Raw genomic sequence first — 18,328 nt, forward strand, 5'->3', positions numbered from 1 at the left:
GGCTACTTGGTCACGGTCACCCAGGTGACCGGAGCGCCGCTCCAGACCTGGTTGACGGCGGCCGCGCCGAAGTGGTACGGGCTGAACAGCACCCCCTCGGGCATGCGCGGGGTGATCCTGGCCTTCAGCTTGGTCGAGCCGATCGCGGAGGCCACGTTCAGCAGGTCGTTTTCCTGGATCTTCAGCTTGGCGGCGTCAGTGCGGGAGAGTTCCAGGTACCCTTCCGGGCAGACATGCATGGGGCCTTCGCCGAACTGGGACAGGGTGCCGTTGTGGTACAGGGCGCTGCCGGTAACCAGGGCCAATTTGCCCGCCACCGGTTCGACAGCGACCGTCTTGGGCACAACGAATGCGGCCGTGACGGCAACCGGCGCAAAGGCGCCCGTCTCTCCCAGGGAAGCGTAGGACATGCCGGCGTATCCCGGGGCAGAGGCCGCAATCTCGCCGAATACCGTCGCCGGCGTGGCGGGGGCCTGTCCGCCCAGCTTGGCGATCAGCTGCCCAAAGATCTCGAAATCGGTGCGGCTTTGGCCGATCTTCCCAATGGCCGGCTTGATGTGCTGGACACGGCGGTCGACGCTGGTGAAGGTCCCTTCCTTTTCGGCAAAGGAACAGGCCGGCAGCACCACATCGGCCATGGCCGCAGTCTCGGTCATGAACAGGTCGGAAACTACCAGGAACTCGACCTTGTCCAGAGCGGCCGAGATGGCGGTTCGGTTCGGGTAGGAAACCACCGGGTTCTCGCCGGCTACGAACAGGGTCTTGATGGCGCCGCTGGCGCAGCCGTCCATAATCTGGCCCGCATTCAGGCCGCTGGTGGCATAGAAACCCATGTCCACGGCACCCTGGCTGTTGTTCTTCTCGGCCATGCAGAGGACGCCGCTTCCCTCCGTACCGAGCTTGCCGGTCAGGAGGGCCAGGTTGGCCACGGCGCTGGCCAGGTCGGCGTTGTGACCGGGGTAGGCGTTGCCGATGGGGAACAGGATCAGTGCCTTCTCGGCCTTGGCGTAGTCGTTGGCAAGCCGCTTGATGGCGCTGGCCGTAAGGCCGCTCTGTCCGGCGACCGCCTCGGGGGTGAAACCGGCCAGGGCCTTTTCCAGGTCGGCGTAACCGGGGATCGCAGCGGCTGTGCCGGCGGCCAGTTTGTCGTCCAGGATCGTCTTGGCCAGGGCGTTGATAACGGCGATCTCGCTGCCGGGGGTATGCACCAGGGTCTGGGCGTCGGGCAGCTTGGAGAGCTTGCCCCGCTTGTCGGAGAGGATGTTCAGCTTGACGCCCTTGTTCTTGACCGCCATGTTGATCTCGAAGCCGATCACCGGGTGGGTCTCGTAGCTATCGGTCTTGATGACCAGGAGCAGGTCGCTCTTCTGGATATCCAGGATGGTCGCCGGTGAGGCCGCGGCCCCGAAGCTCCGGGCGAAGCCCTCGGTCAGGGCGGCATGGGCATAACCGGCCGAATGGTCGTAATTGGCCGAACCGGCGGTCTCCATCAGCCTCTTGAACAGCACCAGCTCCTCGTTGGTCAGGCGCGGCGTGGCCAGGGCGGCAGCCGATGAGCCGGCGTCTTTCAGACGGGCGGCGACCAGTTCCAGGGCCTCGTCCCACGTCGCCTCCGTCAGGGAGCCGTTCTTGCGCACCAGCGGGGTGGTCAGGCGCTTGTCCGAGTTGATGAACTGGTAGCCGAAGCGGCCGCGGCAGCAGAGCTGGCCGTTATGAAACCCCTGGTTCTCGTCGTAGACCGTGGTCAGAACCTTGTTGTCCTTGACCCCCAGGGTCAGGTTGCAGCCGGTGCCGCAGTACCCGCACACGGACTTTTGATTGGTGAGGGCCCAGAAGCGCGCCTTGAACTTGAAGGGGCGGGCCAGGAGCGAACCGACCGGGCAGACGGAGACGCAGGAGCCGCAGAACTCGCAGTTGAGCGAGCCTTCGAACTCGCAGCCGATCTTGGTTTCGATACCGCGGCTGATAAAGGTCAGGGCACCGAAGGAGACGATCTCGTCGCAGATGCGGGCGCACTTTCCGCACAACACGCAACGGTTCATGTCACGCTCGATCAGCGGGTTGCTGTAGTCGATCTCGTGGTGAAACTTCTCGTCGCTGAAGCGGTTGGCGTTCACCTTGTATTCGTAGGTCAGATTCTGCAGATCGCAGTCCCCACCCTTATCGCAGACCGGGCAGTCGATGGGGTGGTTGAGCAGCAGGAGTTCCAGCACCATCTTGCGGGCCTTGATGATGTCCGGGGTCGAGGTGCGGATGATCATGCCCTCGGTGATCGGCGTGGTGCAGGCCGGAACCTGCCGCCCCCTCATCTGTTCCACTTCCACCAGGCACATGCGACAGGCGCCGAAGGGTTTCAGCTTCTTGTCGTGGCACAGGATCGGGATCTTGATCCCGTTGATCTTGGCGGCATCGTAAATGGTGGAGTTCTTGGGAGCCGTAACCTGCTTGTCATCTATCGTCAGATTTACCATCTCAACCTCTATCAGTGAGTTTGACTCTGTAAGAAACCGGTTCTATTCGATCGCCATGAAACGGCAGGCGTCATAACAGGACTTGCACTTGGTACATTTTTCCTGGTCCAGGAAGGCGACCTGCCCCTTTTCCCAGACAATGGCATCCACCGGGCAGGCCTTCTTGCAGGCCCCGCACTTGACGCACTTGTCTTCCACGACCTGCCAGAGGAGCAACTCCTTGCAGCAGTTGGAGGGGCACCGCTTGTCGTTGATGTGGGCCTCGTACTCGTGGCGGAAATAGTTGATGGTGGAGAGGATCGGGTTGGGAGCCGTCTGGCCGAGGCCGCACAAAGAGGCCTTCTTGATGGCTGTCCCCAGATCCAGAAGGGTATCCAGGTCGGACGGTTCGCCGCGCCCCTCGGTGATGCGCTCCAGGATATCCAGCATGACCTTCAGGCCGATGCGACAGGGGACACATTTGCCGCAGGATTCCATCCTGGTGAAGGAGAGGAAGAAGCGGGCGACGTCCACCATGCAGGTGGTCTCGTCCATGACGACCAGACCGCCGGAACCCATCATGGCGCCGGCCTTGATCAGGGAGTCGTAGTCGACCGGGGTGTCCAGGATCTCGCCGGGAATACAGCCGCCCGAGGGGCCGCCGGCCTGGACGGCCTTGAACTTGCGATTATTGAGGATGCCGCCGCACACGTCGTAGAGAACCGAACGGACGGTCATACCGGCCGGAACCTCTACCAGGCCGGTGTGCTTGACCTTGCCGGTAACGGCGAAGATCTTGGTCCCCTTGGTGGTCTCGGTGCCGAGGGAGGCGTACCAGGCAGAGCCCTTGTTGATGATATGCCGGACGTTGGCGAAGGTCTCCACGTTGTTGATGTTGGTCGGCTTGCCCCACAGACCGCGCACGGCGGGAAACGGCGGACGGGGGCGGCTCATGCCGCGCTGTCCTTCGATGGAGGCCATCAGGGCGGTTTCTTCACCGCACACAAAGGCGCCGGCGCCCATCTTGATGCGCATGTCGAAGTTGAGGCCCCACCCTTTGATGTTCTGCCCCAGGTATCCCTGTTCGTAGCAGTCGTCGATGGCGCGCTGGAGGCGCTGCACCGCCAGGGGGTACTCGGCGCGGACATACACATAGCCGAAGTCGCAGCCGATGGCGTAGGCGGCGATCATCATGCCTTCGATGATGCAGTAGGGGTCGCCTTCCAGCAGCGAACGGTCCATGAACGCGCCCGGGTCGCCTTCGTCGGCATTGCAGATCAGGTATTTGTGGTCGCCCGGGGAGGCCTTGCAGAAGGACCATTTCATGCCGGTGGGGAAACCGCCGCCCCCACGACCGCGCAGGCCGGACTTCTTGACCTCTTCGATGACCTCTTCCGGCTTCATGGTCGTGATGCATTTTTCTATGGCCTTGAATCCGTCTTCCCCGAGAAATGCGTCCAGCGACTCGGGGTTTATCTGGCCGCAGCCGGACATGACGACCCGCATCTGGGCATCGACAAACGTGTTGTAGTACGGTTTCGCCTTCCGTTTTTCCAGGACCGTCTTGCCGACGATATGCTCGTTGACGAGCTGTTCGACCTCTTCAGGCTGAACGAAGTCGTAGGTGACCCGACCCTGCTCTTCGGTAATGATGTCTACCAGGACGTCGTTGGCGCACAGCCCGCGGCAACCGGTGTGGATGACCTCACAACGCTTGCCCACCACCGCGTCAACGCCCTTTTCCTGGAGCACCCGGCGAAATTCCGCCTCAACCTTTTTCGCACCGGCCGAAATACCGCCGGTCCCTTGACATATCAGAATTTTTATTGCTTCGCCCATAACGCTTTGTCCCCTGCTGGAATGGTTGAGTCGGTTCTATTTCATCGGCCGCTGGTTGTATTCGGCAATTATCTCGTCAACCTTCTGGACCGTCATCTTGCCGAAGGTGTCATCGTTGACCATGGCCAAGGGCGCCATGCCGCAGGCGCCCAGGCAGGCGACCTTTTCAAAGGTGTAGCGCAGGTCCGGCGTGGTCTCGGCGTGGCCGATGTGCAGTTTATCGAAGAAGGTTTCAACGATACGCGGAGCGCCCGAAACGTGGCAGGCGGTCCCGACGCAGACCCGGATGATGAACCGGCCGCGGGGTTTCAGATGAAACTGGGCGTAAAAGGTGAGGACGCCGTAGATCTGGCTGGGGTAGACGTTCAACCGCTCGGCGACATAGTCGGCAACCTTGCGGGGCACATACCCGTACGCATCCTGGACCCCTTGAAGGACCGGCATCAGGTTGCCCGGCAGATCGATGTATTTATCGATAACCTTATCGGCTATGGAGAGGTCTACTTCCGGTTCCTGTTCTTCTGCCTGTTGCGCAACTGCTTCACTCATTCGCGCCGTCTCCTTTGAATCGTTACGGGAGTTATCTGTCTATTTCGCCAAGAACGACGTCCAACGTTCCGATTACAGCCACCAAGTCGGCAATCATGGCCCCCTTGGCCATCTTCTCGATGGCCTGGAGGTTGACGAATGAGGGCGGCCGGATCCTCATGCGGTAGGGCTTGGAACTGCCGTCGCTGACGATGTAGTAACCCAACTCGCCCTTGGGGTTTTCAACCCCCTGGTAGACTTCGCCTTCCGGTACGGGATAGCCTTCGGAGGCGATCTTGAAGTGGTGGATCAGACCTTCTATGGAGTTGTAGACGTTTTCCTTGGGGGGGTAACAGACCTGAGGGCAATCGGCCAGCACCGGGCCGGGTTTGAGCCGGTCGAGGGCCTGGGTGACGATCTTGCAGGCCTCGCGCATCTCCACCAGGCGCACCTTGTAGCGGTCGAAGGTATCGCACTTTTCCCCCACCGGGATCTGAAACTGGTAGTTCTCGTACCCGGAATAGGGATTGTCGCGGCGCAGGTCCCAATCAACGCCGGAACCGCGCAGGGCCGGGCCGGTAATGCCCATGTCGATTGCGTCCTCGGCGGAGATCACGCCGTTGCCGACCGTACGCTTGAGCCAGATCGGGTTGGTGGTCAGGAGCCCCTCGTACTGGTCCAGATTACCGGGCATGGCATCGATGAAATCGCGCACCTTCTTCTCGAATTCGGGCGGCACATCCTGTGAGAGGCCGCCGGCGCGGAAGAAGTTGGAGGTCATGCGGGCGCCGGAGATCAGTTCATAGGTTTCCATGATGACCTCGCGCTCGCGGAAGGCATAGAGGAAGACCGTCATGGCGCCGATATCGAGGGCATGTGTGGCAAGCCATACCAAGTGGGATTCGAGGCGCGTCAACTCGGCCATGATGATGCGGATGGTCTGGGCCCGCTCCGGGACCTGGATATCCAGCAACTTCTCGACCGTCAGGATATACCCCAGATTGTTGTGCATGGGGGCCAGGTAGTCGAGGCGGTCGGTCAGCGGCAGGACCTGGTGGTAGGTGCGGTGCTCGGAGAGCTTCTCCACCCCGCGGTGCAGGTAGCCGATGTCCGGGGTGATCTTGGTGATCACCTCGCCGTCCAGTTCGAGAACGAGCCTGAGAACCCCGTGGGTGCTGGGGTGCTGCGGCCCCATATTCAGCGTCATCTTTTCCGTAGTAGCCATATATCGCCTCTTCTATGATCGTAGATACGAAGTACGTTGGTGCGGGAACTTACGACAGGCGGCCTTTATAGGGTTCCCGGTCCGGCCCCTGAAGCGGGTAGTCCTTGCGCAACGGATAACCTTCCCAGTCGGGCGTCATCAGGATGCGCCGCAGGTCGGGGTGGTTGTCGAACGTGATGCCGAACAGGTCGTAGACCTCACGCTCCAGCCAGTTGGCGGCAGCCCAGACTTGGGTCGCGCTCTCGATATGGCACTCCGCCTCGGAAACGGCCGTCTTGATGCGCAGCCGATCCTTGTTGGGGATGGAGTACAGCAGGTAGACCATCATGAAGCGCTCTTCCTTCTTGCCCAGATAGTCAATCGCGGTCACGTCGGTGAGCAGATTGTACTGAAGGGCCTGCTTCAGAAAGGCAAGAACGGCCAGAAGGTCTTCCTTTTTGATCGTTACCGTCACTTCACCGCGAAACTCGACGACCTCGATGATGGAAGAGGCGAATTTCTCTTTCAACTTGACTACTGCGCGATTGTTCTCTGCCATGGCATTCAACCCTTTGTCTGGGATTTGATATATTCAGTGTACCCGGTGACTTACGCTGCAGCCGACTCGATCCTGTTACCCAGGCCGATGGCGGAGCCAAACGAGTTCTTGTCATGCATGATCTTATCCTGTAGTTTCATAAGACCGTACAGGAGCGCCTCGGGGCGCGGCGGGCAGCCCGGGATGTAGACATCCACCGGCAGCGCCTCATCGATCCCCTGCACAACGCTGTAGGTATCGAAGATTCCGCCTGAACAGGCGCAGGCACCCATGGCGATGACCCATTTCGGCTCGGGCATCTGCTCATAGACAGTCTTGATGACCGGCAGCATCTTCTTGGTGACCGTGCCGGCGATGATGATGCAGTCGGACTGCCGGGGGGAGGCGCGGAAGATGATGCCGAAACGGTCGAGGTCGTAATGGGAAGCGCCGGCGGCCATCATCTCGATGGCGCAGCATGCCAGGCCGAAGGTCATGGGCCAGATGGACGACTTCCTCGACCAGTTGACGAGCGCATCCAGGGACGTGGTTATGATGTTGTCGCCAAGCGGATTGTCTACTCCCATTCCAGTGCTCCTTTTTTCCAGACGTAAATGTAACCGACAAAGAGAATGACGATAAAGGTCCCCATCTCGACCAGGCCGAACACGCCGAGCTTCTTATAGAGAATCGCCCAGGGATAGAGGAACACAGCCTCGATGTCGAACAGGATGAACAACATGGCGATCAGGTAGAACTTGATCGAGAAACGTTCCCGGGCCGTTCCGACCGGCGTGCAGCCGCTCTCGTACGGAGCCAGCTTGACGGGGGAAGGCTTCTTCTGGCCGATGAGCGAGGACAGGACGATGGAAACCAGCCCGAACAACACGGCGACTATGACCAGGAGAAGTATGGGGAGATATGCACCAAGCATCGGAAACCCTCCTAATTACTTGCGGTATACTGTATACAAAACGTTGTCAAAATAGGTTATTTGATTTTCTTTGTCAAGCAGATTTTTCCCCCTTTCTCAGGCCGCGCAAAATACCCCGCCATTACCCCCAACATACTAAAATCAAAATAAAAAACCTTCTTTGAGATTGACAAAATCGAGGATGGTGTGCTATTCAAAACACCCCATTGGCAAGCTCATTTCAAAATAAAGTATGAGGGGTCCTTCCACCATGAACCACACCCGTTCCAGCGCTCTCTTCCAGCAGGCCAAAGCAGCAATCCCCGGCGGTGTCAACAGCCCGGTCAGGGCGTTCAAGTCCGTGGGAGCAGACCCCCTTTTCATCAAAAAAGCGGCCGGGAGCGCCATCTACGATGAAGACGGCAATGCCTTTGTGGACTACGTCGGTTCCTGGGGGCCCATGATCGTGGGGCACTGCCACCCGCAGGTGATCGAGGCGGTCAAGAGGACCATGGACAACGGCGCCAGCTTTGGCGCGCCGACGGAGCAGGAGACCGTCCTGGCCGGCATGGTGATCGAGGCCGTCCCCTCCATAGAGATGGTGCGCATGGTCAGCTCCGGGACGGAGGCCACCATGAGTGCCATCCGCCTGGCCCGCGGCTATACCGGGCGGGACAATATCCTCAAATTTTCCGGCTGCTATCACGGCCACGCAGACTCCCTGCTGGTCAAGGCCGGCTCCGGCGCGGCCACCTTCGGCGTGCCCGATTCGCCCGGCGTGCCTGCCGATTTTGCCAAACACACCCTGACGGCGGAATACAACTCCCTCGACTCGGTCAGAAAACTGGTGGCCGAGAACAAGGGCACCATCGCCTGTATCATCGTGGAGCCGGTGGCCGGCAACATGGGGACCATCCCCCCCCGTGAGGGTTTCCTGGAAGGGCTGCGCGAGATCTGCACCAACGAAGGGATCATCCTGATCTTCGACGAGGTCATGTCCGGTTTCCGGGTGGCCTACGGCGGCGCCCAGTCCCTGTTCGGCGTCACCCCCGACATGACCACCCTGGGCAAGATCATCGGCGGCGGCCTGCCGGTGGGCGCCTTTGGCGGCAAGCGCGAAATCATGGAAAAACTTTCTCCGTCCGGCGGCATCTACCAGGCCGGCACCCTCTCCGGCAACCCGCTGGCCATGTCGGCCGGCATCGCGACCCTTACGCTGCTCAAACAGCCCGGCTTCTATGAAAAGCTGGAAGAGAAGAGCCGCCAGGTGGCGGAGGGCATCGCCGCGGCCGCCAAGACAGCCGGCTATCCGATCTATTCCACCCGGGTCGGCAGCATGTTCTGCGCCTTCTTCAGCAAGAACGAGGTCCACGATTGGCCGACCGCCTCCGCCTGCGACACCAGGGCGTTCGCCACATACTTCCTGGCCATGCTGGATGAAGGGATCTACCTGGCGCCGTCCCAGTTCGAGACCGCATTCGTGTCGGCCGCCCACAGCGATGCCGATATCGAAAAAACCATCGCCGCCGCGGCTAAATGCTTCCGGCTCATCGCCTAGGTCAAACGTTATTCTGTTATTTTGTTTGACATTACGAACGCTGCCATGCTAAGGAATATCGATTTTGGTATCAACTTCGGACGGGGGTTCTGACCATGGATCGTGACAAACGCGATCTGCTCAAGAGCCTGTCCATGGTGTCCAGCATGGGCATCTCGGTCGTCCTGGCGATCGGGATCGGTGTCTGGTCCGGCCTGGCGCTCGACCGGTGGCTTGGCACCAAGCCGTGGTTCTTTTATATCTTTTTGTTTATCGGGATTGCGGCCGGTTTCAAGAATATTTACGTGATAGCCGGCAGGGAGATCCGCAGAGATGACGACAGCGATCAACGAAGATAACCTCTTCGCCGTCATCATCAAAGGGAGCCTGGCCCTGCTGGCGGTTCTGAGCATCGGGGGATTCGCCCTCTTTTCGGCCAAGGCCGGGATGGGCATCCTGGCAGGCGGCATCATTGCCATTTGTAATTTTGCCTGGCTGCGCAACGTGCTCCAGCGCATCCTCGGCCTGATGCCGGTCAAACCGAATCTGTACGCCCAAATCCGGTTCGTGGGCCGCATGGCCGTCACCGGCTTGGTACTGTATGTCATCATCACTTCGGGATGGTTCTCGCTGGCAGGGCTGCTGGTGGGATTGTCCGTTATCGTTGCCAACATAATTGCACTTTCATTATATAGTGCCTTGCGCACGGGAGGTTAGCTCCATGGTTCATCCTTTACTGTTTCTCGAGTTTTTCCGCAACCTGCTGGCGCCGCTGCATCTCAACGAGGCCAGTGCCGATGCCATCGCCTACACCTGGCTGATCATCGTGCTGCTGCTGGTACTTTCCGTACTGGCCACGTCGGCGCTCAAAGCGATCCCCGGCGGCCTGCAGAACTTCATGGAAGTGGTTGTCGGCGGCATTGAAAACATGATCGTCGAGACCATGGGCGAACATGGCCGTCCCTACTTCCCGCTGATAGCCACCCTGGCGATCTTTATCCTGGTCTCCAACCTGACCGGCCTGATCCCGGGTTTCTTTCCCCCCACCGCCAACATCAACACCACGGCCGCCTGCGCCGTGATCGTCTTTCTCTCGACCCATGTGGTCGGGATCAAGCACCACGGCCTGCACTACCTGAAACACTTCATGGGCCCCATCGCCTGGCTGGCCCCGGTCATGTTCTTCATCGAGGTCATCGGTCACTTGAGCCGCCCGGTTTCCCTCACCCTGCGTCTCTTCGGCAACATGAACGGCCATGAACTGGTGCTGATGATCTTCTTCGGACTGGCCCCCTTTCTGGTACCGCTGCCGATGATGCTCATGGGCGTGCTGGTTTCCTTCATCCAAGCCTTTGTTTTCATGCTCCTGGCCATGATCTACATCCAGGGATCGCTGGAAGAGGCACACTAAGAGGTTGTTGAAAAACAGCCATCAGGCCTTCGTCCTCGAAAGCCCTTTTGTGCGGCGTAGCGCTGCTACACCTCCGCAGGGCTTTCTGCGGGTGCGACGATCTGACTATCTTTGAACAACCTGAATTTTCAACAGCCTTTGAAGAGTTTATAAGATCCTATACTGTTTAGGATAACTACCATAAGAAGAGAGGAGAAGTAACAATGAGCTTTTTCACAATGTGCGTTCTGGCAGCAGGTATCGGCATGGCACTGGGCACCCTGGGTACCGGCATCGGTCAGGGTCTGGCAGTTAAAAGCGCCGTAGAAGGCGTTTCCCGTAACCCCGGCGCTTCCGGCAAGATCCTGACCACCATGATGATCGGTCTGGCCATGATCGAGTCCCTGGCCATCTACGCCCTGGTTGTCTGCCTGATCATCCTGTTCGCCAACCCCTACAAAGAAATCGCCACCAAGCTGGCCGAAACCGTCGCCAAGTAATCTTTCCGGCACCGGTAGCGTAACAAAAAGGGCATCCCTGCGGGATGCCCTTTTCTGTTTCTTTCACCTTTCAACCCCGCTCTTATCAGGTTGTTCAAAAATAGTCAGATCGTCGCACCCGCAGAAAGCCCCGCGGAGGCGTAGCAGCGCTACGTCGCACACTTTCACTTGTGAAAGTGGACCGCGAAGGCGCCCGAGGGGTGAAGCCAAAGGCTTCAGTCACAAAAGGGCTTTCGAGGACGGCGGCGAGATGGCTGTTTTTCAACAACCTGCTATTATTCCTCTTCCTTCAAAGCCCCTTCCGCCTCGTTGGAGGCCCCGCTCTCGGCGACCCCACCCCACGGCATACGCACCACCGTCCTGACCACATAGCGGTAGACCGTCTTGCGCTCCAGCCCCGAATCGGTGTACGTGGTGCCCGTAAGCGGTTCCTTGTTCAGCGGGAGATAGGGCATGGGCTCGTTCTTGGCGGTACGGTAGAGGTTATACCCCACAAAGGAACCTTCCTCGGGCGGAATGGCCACGAATTCCAGCTTGATTTCCGTGGGTGCCGGCAGGACCTGGAGCACCGGGGGGAACGGCTGCAGCGTGACCCGAACGCGTACCGGCGCCGAGCTTGCCCCCACGGAGTTGTCACGGGCAAAGGGGACGACGTAGTAGCTGTAGGCGGTATTCCTGCGCGTCTCGCTGTCCAGGAGCACCACCTTGTTGCCGTAGATCTGGGTGGCATCGGGCAGATCGAGATAGAGCTTGCGAAACAGTCGGAAATCATCGGTGCAGGCGGGACAATCGGGTTGTTGCAGCGACGATTCCACCCGTTTGAAGACGCTTACGCCGGCCAGATCCCGCAGCGAACGCCCGGCCATGTCCTTATCCGGCAACTCAAAGGCGATCTTGACGCTGGCGCCGCTCTGGTTTGCCGTCAAGGCGGTCACAGCGGCCGGGACCAGCATGTCGGGATAGAGCAGCGGCCCCTTCTTCCCGCACCCGGAAAGCAGTGAAAACAGTATGAAAAGCAACAGAAAGCGCATGCCCACGCGAACCTCGATACCCATCTATTTCGGCGCTGCCGGCAACCCGGTGGCAACCAGATACACTTCGAAGGTGCCAGTGCCTGAACTGAAACGGACCTTGTTCTGGAAGATCTCCACAATCCTGGCGCCGGAGACCGTATTGCCCTCCCGCAGGAGGAAGCCATTCACCACCGCCCGGGACGCACCGCGACGTTCCTGCCAGGCGATGCCCGACACCTTGATATCGGCGGGAGCGGCGACAAGGGCAGCGGCCGCGGGCCGGGCAGGCTCCGCGGGGGCGTTTTCCTCGGCTGCCGGTGCAACAGGTCGTGCCGGCCGGGCAACCGGAGGGTGCCGGGGCACGGGCGGTTTCTTGACGGCTTTCGGCACCCGTGCCGGAGGTGGCGCGGCTTTCTGCGGAGCAACCGCCGCAGGCGGACCGGGCGGCGGCTCGGGCATCGCCGGTTTGGCGGGAAGCAACGGCGGTGCCGGCGCAGGGGTCACCGATGGCGGGGGCATCACAATTGGAGAAGCGGCATGCCTTTTCCCCTTGCCCCCATGCAGGAGCAGGAAGGTCGCGCCGAAGGTTATGAGCGATGCCAGCAGCACAAGCCCCAGGACAATGGGCCAGTTCCTGCGTTCCTTTTGGGGGGCCGGACCGTTTTTGAACAGTTCCCCGGCAATGTTGATCATGCCGCTGCCGCGGGCCTTCCGTTCCTTCTCGCTCTCCAGTTTTTTCAAGGCATCGAGGATATAACTCATAGATTTCTATTCACTTTCCCGAGAAGAATAGTCCGGTGATTCGTTCCCACAATCCCCTACGCGGGGCCACGGCCCCTGCTTCGGCTATGACCCGGGCGGCGATGTCCGGCGTTACCGTCAGGCTTTCCCGCGTCCAGGCCAGGAGTAGCGCCTGTTCGCAGGCAACGTTGATAAGGCGGGGGATACCGCCCGAAAAGCGGTAGATCTGTTTCACCGCACCAGGGGAGAAGAGACGGGGGATGCGGCTTCCGGAGATCTTCACGCGATGGCTGATATACTCCTTCGTGTCGTCCAGCCCCATGGGCGACAGCCTGCAGCGGACCGTGATGCGCTGGTTGAGCTGCCGCAGGTCGTGGCGGTTGAAGACGTCGTCGAGCTCGGGCTGCCCGGCCAGGATGATCTGGATCAGCTTGTCCCGCTCCGTCTCCAGGTTGGAGATGAGGCGCACCTGCTCCAGGACCTCCGGTGCCAGGTTCTGGGCTTCATCGACGACCAGCACCAGGGTGCGGCCGGCGGCATTCTGCTCCAGCAGGTAACGGTTGAGGGCCTCCAGGTAGGCAAAACTGTTCTTCTCGGCGGCCTCGATGCCGAAATCGCGGCAGATGCTGGCCAGGAGCTGCTCGCCCGAAAGACAGGGGTTGAAGATCAGGGCGCTCTTGTACTTTTCCGGGTCCAGTTGCGACAACAGGGTACGCAGCACCGTGGTCTTGCCGGTTCCCACCTCGCCGGTCATGGCGATGAAACCGGCATGACTGTCGATGCCGTACAAGAGGTGGGCAAACGCTTCCCGATGGTTGCCGCTCAGGTAGATAAAGTGGGGATTGGGCGTGATCGTAAACGGCTTTTCGGTGAATCCGAAAAAATCACAATACATCGGACGCTACTTTCCCTCTCGCGCGGCGCGAATTTCGCTCTCAACCCGCGCCCTGGCGGTGCCGCCGGGGACATTGCGGGCATTGACGCTGGCCTCGACGGTGATGGCCGCGAAGATATCATTGTCGACCTTGGCCGAAAACAGTTGCCATTCGGCCAGGGAGAGATCGGTGATGTCCATCTCGTTCTCCACACAGTAGGCCACCGCCTTCCCCACCACCTCATGGGCGTCGCGGAAGGGAAGCCCCTTGCGCACCAGGTAGTCGGCCACGTCGGTGGCGGTGGAAAAACCGTAACCGGCGGCACGGCGCATGGTCTCCCCGTTGATCCGCATCTCCCTGATCATGTCGGCAAAGATCTTGAGGCTCCCCTTGACCGTGTCGATGGTGTCGAAAAGCGGCTCCTTATCCTCCTGCATGTCCTTGTTGTAGGCCAGCGGCAAAGACTTCATCACCGTCAGGAGCGCCATCAGGTTGCCGTAGACCCTGCCGGTCTTGCCCCGGACCAGTTCGGGCACGTCCGGGTTCTTCTTCTGGGGCATGATGGACGAACCGGTGCAGAAGCCGTCCGACAATTCGATGAACCTGAACTCGCTGGTGGACCAGAGGATCAACTCCTCGGAAAAGCGAGACAGGTGCATCATCAGGATCGATGACGCGGCCAGGAACTCCAGGGCAAAATCCCGGTCCGAGACCGAGTCCAGAGAGTTGCGGGTAATGGCGGGGAAGTTCAGTTGCTCGGCCACGTACTCCCGGTCGATGGGAAAGGTCGTACCGGCCAGGGCGCCGGCTCCCAGGGGGAGGACATTGACCCGTTTCAGGCAATCCTCCATGCGCCCCTTGTCCCGCGTAAGCATCTCCACATAGGCCATCAGGTGGTGACTGAACAGGATCGGCTGGGCGGTCTGCAGATGGGTGAAGCCGGGCATGATCACATCCAGGTTCGCCTCGGCCTGCCCCAACAGGGCGTCGATCAGCAGATCCAGATAGGTGGCGATATCCACAATCTCGTCTCGCAGGTAGAGGCGGATATCCAGGGCCACCTGATCGTTGCGCGAGCGGCCGGTATGCAGGCGTTTGCCCGCCTCGCCGATCTTGGCGGAGAGCCTGGCCTCGATATTCATGTGGATATCTTCCAGGGCGATGGAGAAGTCGAACTCGCCGGCCTCGATCTGCTGCAGGATCTGCTGCAGGCCGTGGACGATCTGCTCCACATCCTCCATGGGGATGATCCCCTGTTTGCCCAGCATGCGGGCGTGGGCGATGGAGCCCCGGATATCCTGATGATAGAGGCGCTTGTCGAACTGGATCGAGGCGGTGAACTCCTCGACGAACTTATCGGTGGGCTGGGTGAAGCGGCCGCCCCACAGCTTGTCTTTGGACATGGTATCTCGGTTCCTCGTATTTGGGAGTAAAGTTGATGTCGGGCGCTACTATACGTGAAAAATGGACAAAATCAAAGCGGAGAGTCTTCGGGGGTTTTGATGGTGGGCAACGGAATATTGCGAGACTCACCTGGTTACACTGGCTCTTTTCTTTGCTGACTTCTCCTGCGATTCCATGACGGTGCGAAGAATCTTGTTGGTGCGGGTCTGGTAGCCTCTCCCGTTCCTTTTAAGCCATGCCACAACATCAGCATCAAGCCGGATCGTTACAAGCTGTTTGGCGGGAACAAAGGTGGCCTGTTCAAAAAGATCGTCGCCTAGTTCCGGGATGTCGGCATAGTCAATATCCTCGTCCGTCATGGCGTCAATCCGCGCCCAATCAGTTTTTGATTGTTTTTTCAAATCTTGCTTTTTCACGGCTGTTTGCCTTTCGTAGAGAAATTATCCTTATATTTCCCGATGGCCTTTGACCTCATCCCACTCGTATTTCATATAGCCTAATTGTAAATACATTTGTATTTACAGTCAAACAATTTTGCCCAACGGCTTCAACCCTTAACGGTTGCCAACGGACCAGATGTTGACCGGGTTCATCGGTCTGCCCGTTTGGTTGGAACCTCGCATTTATTTCCCATTTTCATTTTTGTCCTGTGTCAAGGGCAGACCCCGCAGGTTGTTCATGCAACGGCTGAGGAGAACACCGGCGGTTTTAAGGCCGGTGCCTCTGCCTGGTTGGGCCCTCTCAGTTCACTTATTCTCATGTCAGGGGCAGACCACTTTCGGAGGTTGAGGGCAGACCTCTTTGGATGGCTGAGGACAAGAGTATTTACCTGGTAGAATCTTCGTTTTTGTGGTTGTAGTTCTATTGATTGATGTGCTGTTGGCACTGATAGAGCGTTTTTCTACTACACTGGTCTTATCCGGAGTTGCTCCTCGCAAAGAAGAGCTATTGACAAATACAGATATTCGGGCGCTGGCAGGTAAATTCCCCGAGAAATTTATTGAATTGCTCTGCATCAGCGATGGAGGGTTATAATGAGAATATATCGCGAAGCAAGCACCGCAGAAGCCAACAAAAGCATAAACGACGAATATCATATTAAAACTTTTTGAATGGCTTATCTGTTTTTTCAAAAATGGTACATTTTTTTGGTCGTTTAATACATTTTCAGTTTGTGCTACTTCATGCAAAAACATTTGGATTGGATGTGGGTTATGTTGGCAGCACCCTTCAAGTTCATATTTTTTTTCAATTTCTTTTATTGCATTTTCACCTATCCTTGTTAAAAATTTGTTTCTTTCGTCAACCTTCCAAAATATAAATGACAAAAATACTTGCATAAACCCTATAGCAACACCTACTGCGTGAGCTCTGAATTGCGGATGAAATGTAGTTATTAGTCCTGTTGTCATAAATGATGAGAACAAAACAAAAAAATTAAAATAAGAAATACGCTGTGACGCATGTTGTTGGAAATATTTCCAGGCAATATCAAGAATTTCTTTTTCTGAAATACATGATTTTACTTTATTATTCTTTTCTTCTCTTCTTACAGTTCGTTTTGTAGATATGCTGCTAGTCAAACGGGCAACGTTCATTTCTGCCCCCCTCTTTTTTAAGCTGAAATTTTAGGGAAGGCACCATGATAGTGATTCCAAAACGTTTCACTCAATAGGCGATCACCTGACTGCAATCGTACTACTGAATCAGTTAACGCCTCTTTAAGGCGTATATTGCCAGGCTTTACTTGTTCCAACCGATATTCCATTTTGTTATGAAATATGCGGTACAAAAGTTCTGAAACATCAGAAATAGAATCTGTGACCATTGCCCCAACCGCCGCGCCACTTTTGAAATCAATCAACCGACTGAGAGGGTGGACATCCCGATAAAAACTACTTCGTTGTTCATGGTCGCAATAAAAAATTACTGGCTTGCCTTGACTCAGCGCCATAGCAGCTTCCGCATCTTTGCCATAACTTTCTTTTTCACCGGCGCAGTAAACAAGCACTTTTGCACACTTTACCATTAGACATTCAATTAAACCTTTGTCCTCATGGCCTTCTGCAGCGCTTAAGGTTGGGTCAAAATATCGAAGTTGAAGTTGTTTCAGGCGCTCATCCCCAAAAATTGTTTCGCATGCAGAAGCCATATTCCTAAAATCTTGGCGGGTACGCATGCTGGTAGCAACGTAGACATCAAGTTCACTAACCATCGAAAGGTAATAGCGTGTATTTACAAGTGCTGATTGCCTTGCTTGGAAAAAGTGGTGGGCTACTGATTCATACCGTTGCTCAAGATCATTCTGTGATTCAAGTGGCTGATCCAATAGCTCATCAGCAGAAAATACAAAACCTTGCTGCATATCGACATAACGATCAGTAATTACTTTCCCGCTTAAAAGGCTCTTTATGGTCGTTGTGCCACCACCACTTTTCTGATGATCTTTGTAGGCTTGAATCAGGGCCTTTTTTAGTTCACCGGGGGAGCCCTGTTTATCTCCGTATGATTTACAGGCCATTTCTGAAATGAGATATCTATGGTCTTTGGGAATATCATTTAACGAAAGTGCCGGACCGCGGCCTTTGATTTTTTCTGTGTCTAAACAAAGTTCAAGATAGAATGTGTTAAGCTCTTCCTTCGACATATTTCGTAAAGTTCTAAATGCTTGACGAACGTTTCCAAACCACAACATGCCATCAGTGAACAATCGGTAAAGCCCCCATTTGAGGTGTTCTAAAGAGACAATATGCCTCTGTTCATTGAACCATGTGGACTGGAATCCAGGTAATTTCTCGACATCATAAGGGTGAAGATTGGGGCACGATAGCCAATAGTAATCGTAGAAATCATCACTTACTGGGGCCTCGTGCCCCAGAACTAGCAATTGGTTGAATTGGACTTTTGTTAGCGGTTCTTTATCTATTTTACATAAACGAGTAAATACCACTTCGTCTGTATCTGGCGTTAACCAACCACCGATACCACCGATACCAATTGAAAATAGTTCGAATTCTTTAAGGATTATTTCTTTTGTAAGCTGCGCCACTCTGTCCTCCTTAACTCATCGGTTATCAATTATGGTTCAACTCGTTATTGACCGGTTAAAACCATGGAGGGCTTCAGGGGCAGGCATGAAAGAATGAAACATTCCTGATGCCTCAAGACCAGCCTTTTGCCTAATTTAATCCCAGCCTGTAACTACACGAAAAAAACTCCACAAACACGCTCGTCTCCTTTTCTACATGACAAAAACACAATTTTCAACGCAATTTCAAAGTGTTAATAAAATCAACACTCTTCGACTATTCTTTCCATCCTCCCGTTTTAACACAGAAAACAGCAGAAATGACACTGCCAAATTTTTCTAATTATATCATTTCGATACAAATATTT

General features: G+C 56.7%; 19 protein-coding genes. 5 read left to right on the plus strand and 14 right to left on the minus strand.

Annotated features, from left to right (window positions below):
* Positions 1-2: 2 nt before the first annotated feature.
* From ET418_RS09075 to ET418_RS09105, 7 genes are read right to left on the minus strand one after another with little or no spacing between them, the layout of a single operon-like run.
* Entirely contained in the window at positions 3-2,471 is a 2,469-nt protein-coding gene (locus ET418_RS09075; RefSeq protein ID WP_149307295.1) for a molybdopterin-dependent oxidoreductase, read from the minus strand.
* A gap of 42 nt (positions 2,472-2,513) precedes the next feature.
* Complete coding sequence (gene nuoF / locus ET418_RS09080; RefSeq protein WP_149307296.1) at positions 2,514-4,289, minus strand: NADH-quinone oxidoreductase subunit NuoF; 1,776 nt, start codon at positions 4,287-4,289, stop codon at positions 2,514-2,516.
* A gap of 36 nt (positions 4,290-4,325) precedes the next feature.
* On the minus strand, positions 4,326-4,838 hold the full coding sequence (locus tag ET418_RS09085) for an NADH-quinone oxidoreductase subunit NuoE family protein (protein ID WP_149307297.1): 513 nt from the start codon (positions 4,836-4,838) through the stop codon (positions 4,326-4,328).
* A 31-nt stretch (positions 4,839-4,869) separates the two neighbouring features.
* Positions 4,870-6,042 carry an NADH dehydrogenase (quinone) subunit D gene (nuoD, locus tag ET418_RS09090; RefSeq protein WP_149307298.1) on the minus strand — a complete coding sequence of 391 codons (1,173 nt, stop codon included), beginning with the start codon at positions 6,040-6,042 and terminating at the stop codon, positions 4,870-4,872.
* A gap of 49 nt (positions 6,043-6,091) precedes the next feature.
* On the minus strand, positions 6,092-6,580 hold the full coding sequence (locus ET418_RS09095; RefSeq protein WP_149307299.1) for an NADH-quinone oxidoreductase subunit C: 489 nt from the start codon (positions 6,578-6,580) through the stop codon (positions 6,092-6,094).
* A 50-nt stretch (positions 6,581-6,630) separates the two neighbouring features.
* Complete coding sequence (locus ET418_RS09100) at positions 6,631-7,146, minus strand: NADH-quinone oxidoreductase subunit B (protein WP_149307300.1); 516 nt, start codon at positions 7,144-7,146, stop codon at positions 6,631-6,633.
* Positions 7,137-7,493: an NADH-quinone oxidoreductase subunit A gene (locus ET418_RS09105; RefSeq protein ID WP_149307301.1), complete on the minus strand. Its 357-nt coding sequence runs from the start codon at positions 7,491-7,493 to the stop codon at positions 7,137-7,139. The genes ET418_RS09100 and ET418_RS09105 overlap by 10 nt, the downstream gene beginning before the upstream one ends.
* Positions 7,494-7,743: 250 nt before the next feature.
* On the opposite strand from ET418_RS09105, the gene hemL reads away from it, so the two are divergent.
* The 5 genes from hemL to atpE all read left to right on the plus strand — a co-directional run bounded on the left by hemL (position 7,744) and on the right by atpE (position 10,899).
* Complete coding sequence (gene hemL / locus ET418_RS09110; RefSeq protein ID WP_149307302.1) at positions 7,744-9,030, plus strand: glutamate-1-semialdehyde 2,1-aminomutase; 1,287 nt, start codon at positions 7,744-7,746, stop codon at positions 9,028-9,030.
* A gap of 95 nt (positions 9,031-9,125) precedes the next feature.
* A complete protein-coding gene (locus ET418_RS09115; protein WP_149307303.1) occupies positions 9,126-9,368 on the plus strand; it encodes an AtpZ/AtpI family protein in 243 nt (80 codons plus the stop codon).
* A complete protein-coding gene (locus ET418_RS09120) occupies positions 9,343-9,726 on the plus strand; it encodes an ATP synthase subunit I (RefSeq protein ID WP_149307304.1) in 384 nt (127 codons plus the stop codon). Before ET418_RS09115 ends, ET418_RS09120 begins: the two co-directional genes overlap by 26 nt.
* 4 nt (positions 9,727-9,730) lie before the next feature.
* Positions 9,731-10,420, plus strand: coding sequence for a F0F1 ATP synthase subunit A (gene atpB / locus ET418_RS09125; RefSeq protein ID WP_149307305.1), 690 nt, complete (start codon positions 9,731-9,733; stop codon positions 10,418-10,420).
* A 203-nt stretch (positions 10,421-10,623) separates the two neighbouring features.
* On the plus strand, positions 10,624-10,899 hold the full coding sequence (atpE, locus tag ET418_RS09130) for an ATP synthase F0 subunit C (protein ID WP_149211401.1): 276 nt from the start codon (positions 10,624-10,626) through the stop codon (positions 10,897-10,899).
* A gap of 275 nt (positions 10,900-11,174) precedes the next feature.
* Here the strand turns inward: atpE and ET418_RS09135 are convergent, their stop codons facing one another.
* The 7 genes from ET418_RS09135 to ET418_RS09165 form a co-directional block, all read right to left on the minus strand.
* Positions 11,175-11,954 carry a fibronectin type III domain-containing protein gene (locus ET418_RS09135; RefSeq protein ID WP_149307306.1) on the minus strand — a complete coding sequence of 260 codons (780 nt, stop codon included), beginning with the start codon at positions 11,952-11,954 and terminating at the stop codon, positions 11,175-11,177.
* Positions 11,955-12,674 carry a hypothetical protein gene (locus tag ET418_RS09140; protein ID WP_149307307.1) on the minus strand — a complete coding sequence of 240 codons (720 nt, stop codon included), beginning with the start codon at positions 12,672-12,674 and terminating at the stop codon, positions 11,955-11,957.
* A gap of 10 nt (positions 12,675-12,684) precedes the next feature.
* The gene (locus ET418_RS09145; RefSeq protein WP_149307308.1) at positions 12,685-13,548 is read right to left on the minus strand and encodes an ExeA family protein; all 864 of its coding nucleotides are present in this window, start codon (positions 13,546-13,548) and stop codon (positions 12,685-12,687) included.
* 6 nt (positions 13,549-13,554) lie between these two features.
* The gene (gene argH / locus ET418_RS09150) at positions 13,555-14,931 is read right to left on the minus strand and encodes an argininosuccinate lyase (RefSeq protein ID WP_149307309.1); all 1,377 of its coding nucleotides are present in this window, start codon (positions 14,929-14,931) and stop codon (positions 13,555-13,557) included.
* A gap of 126 nt (positions 14,932-15,057) precedes the next feature.
* Complete coding sequence (locus ET418_RS09155) at positions 15,058-15,348, minus strand: BrnA antitoxin family protein (protein ID WP_246153013.1); 291 nt, start codon at positions 15,346-15,348, stop codon at positions 15,058-15,060.
* Positions 15,349-15,693: 345 nt separating this feature from the next.
* A complete protein-coding gene (locus tag ET418_RS09160; protein ID WP_149307310.1) occupies positions 15,694-16,530 on the minus strand; it encodes a RipA family octameric membrane protein in 837 nt (278 codons plus the stop codon).
* 17 nt (positions 16,531-16,547) lie between these two features.
* Complete coding sequence (locus ET418_RS09165) at positions 16,548-17,981, minus strand: hypothetical protein (RefSeq protein WP_149307311.1); 1,434 nt, start codon at positions 17,979-17,981, stop codon at positions 16,548-16,550.
* Positions 17,982-18,328: the final 347 nt, after the last annotated feature.

It is taken from the genome of Oryzomonas rubra, from assembly GCF_008369015.1.
Lineage (GTDB): Bacteria > Desulfobacterota > Desulfuromonadia > Geobacterales > Pseudopelobacteraceae > Oryzomonas > Oryzomonas japonica.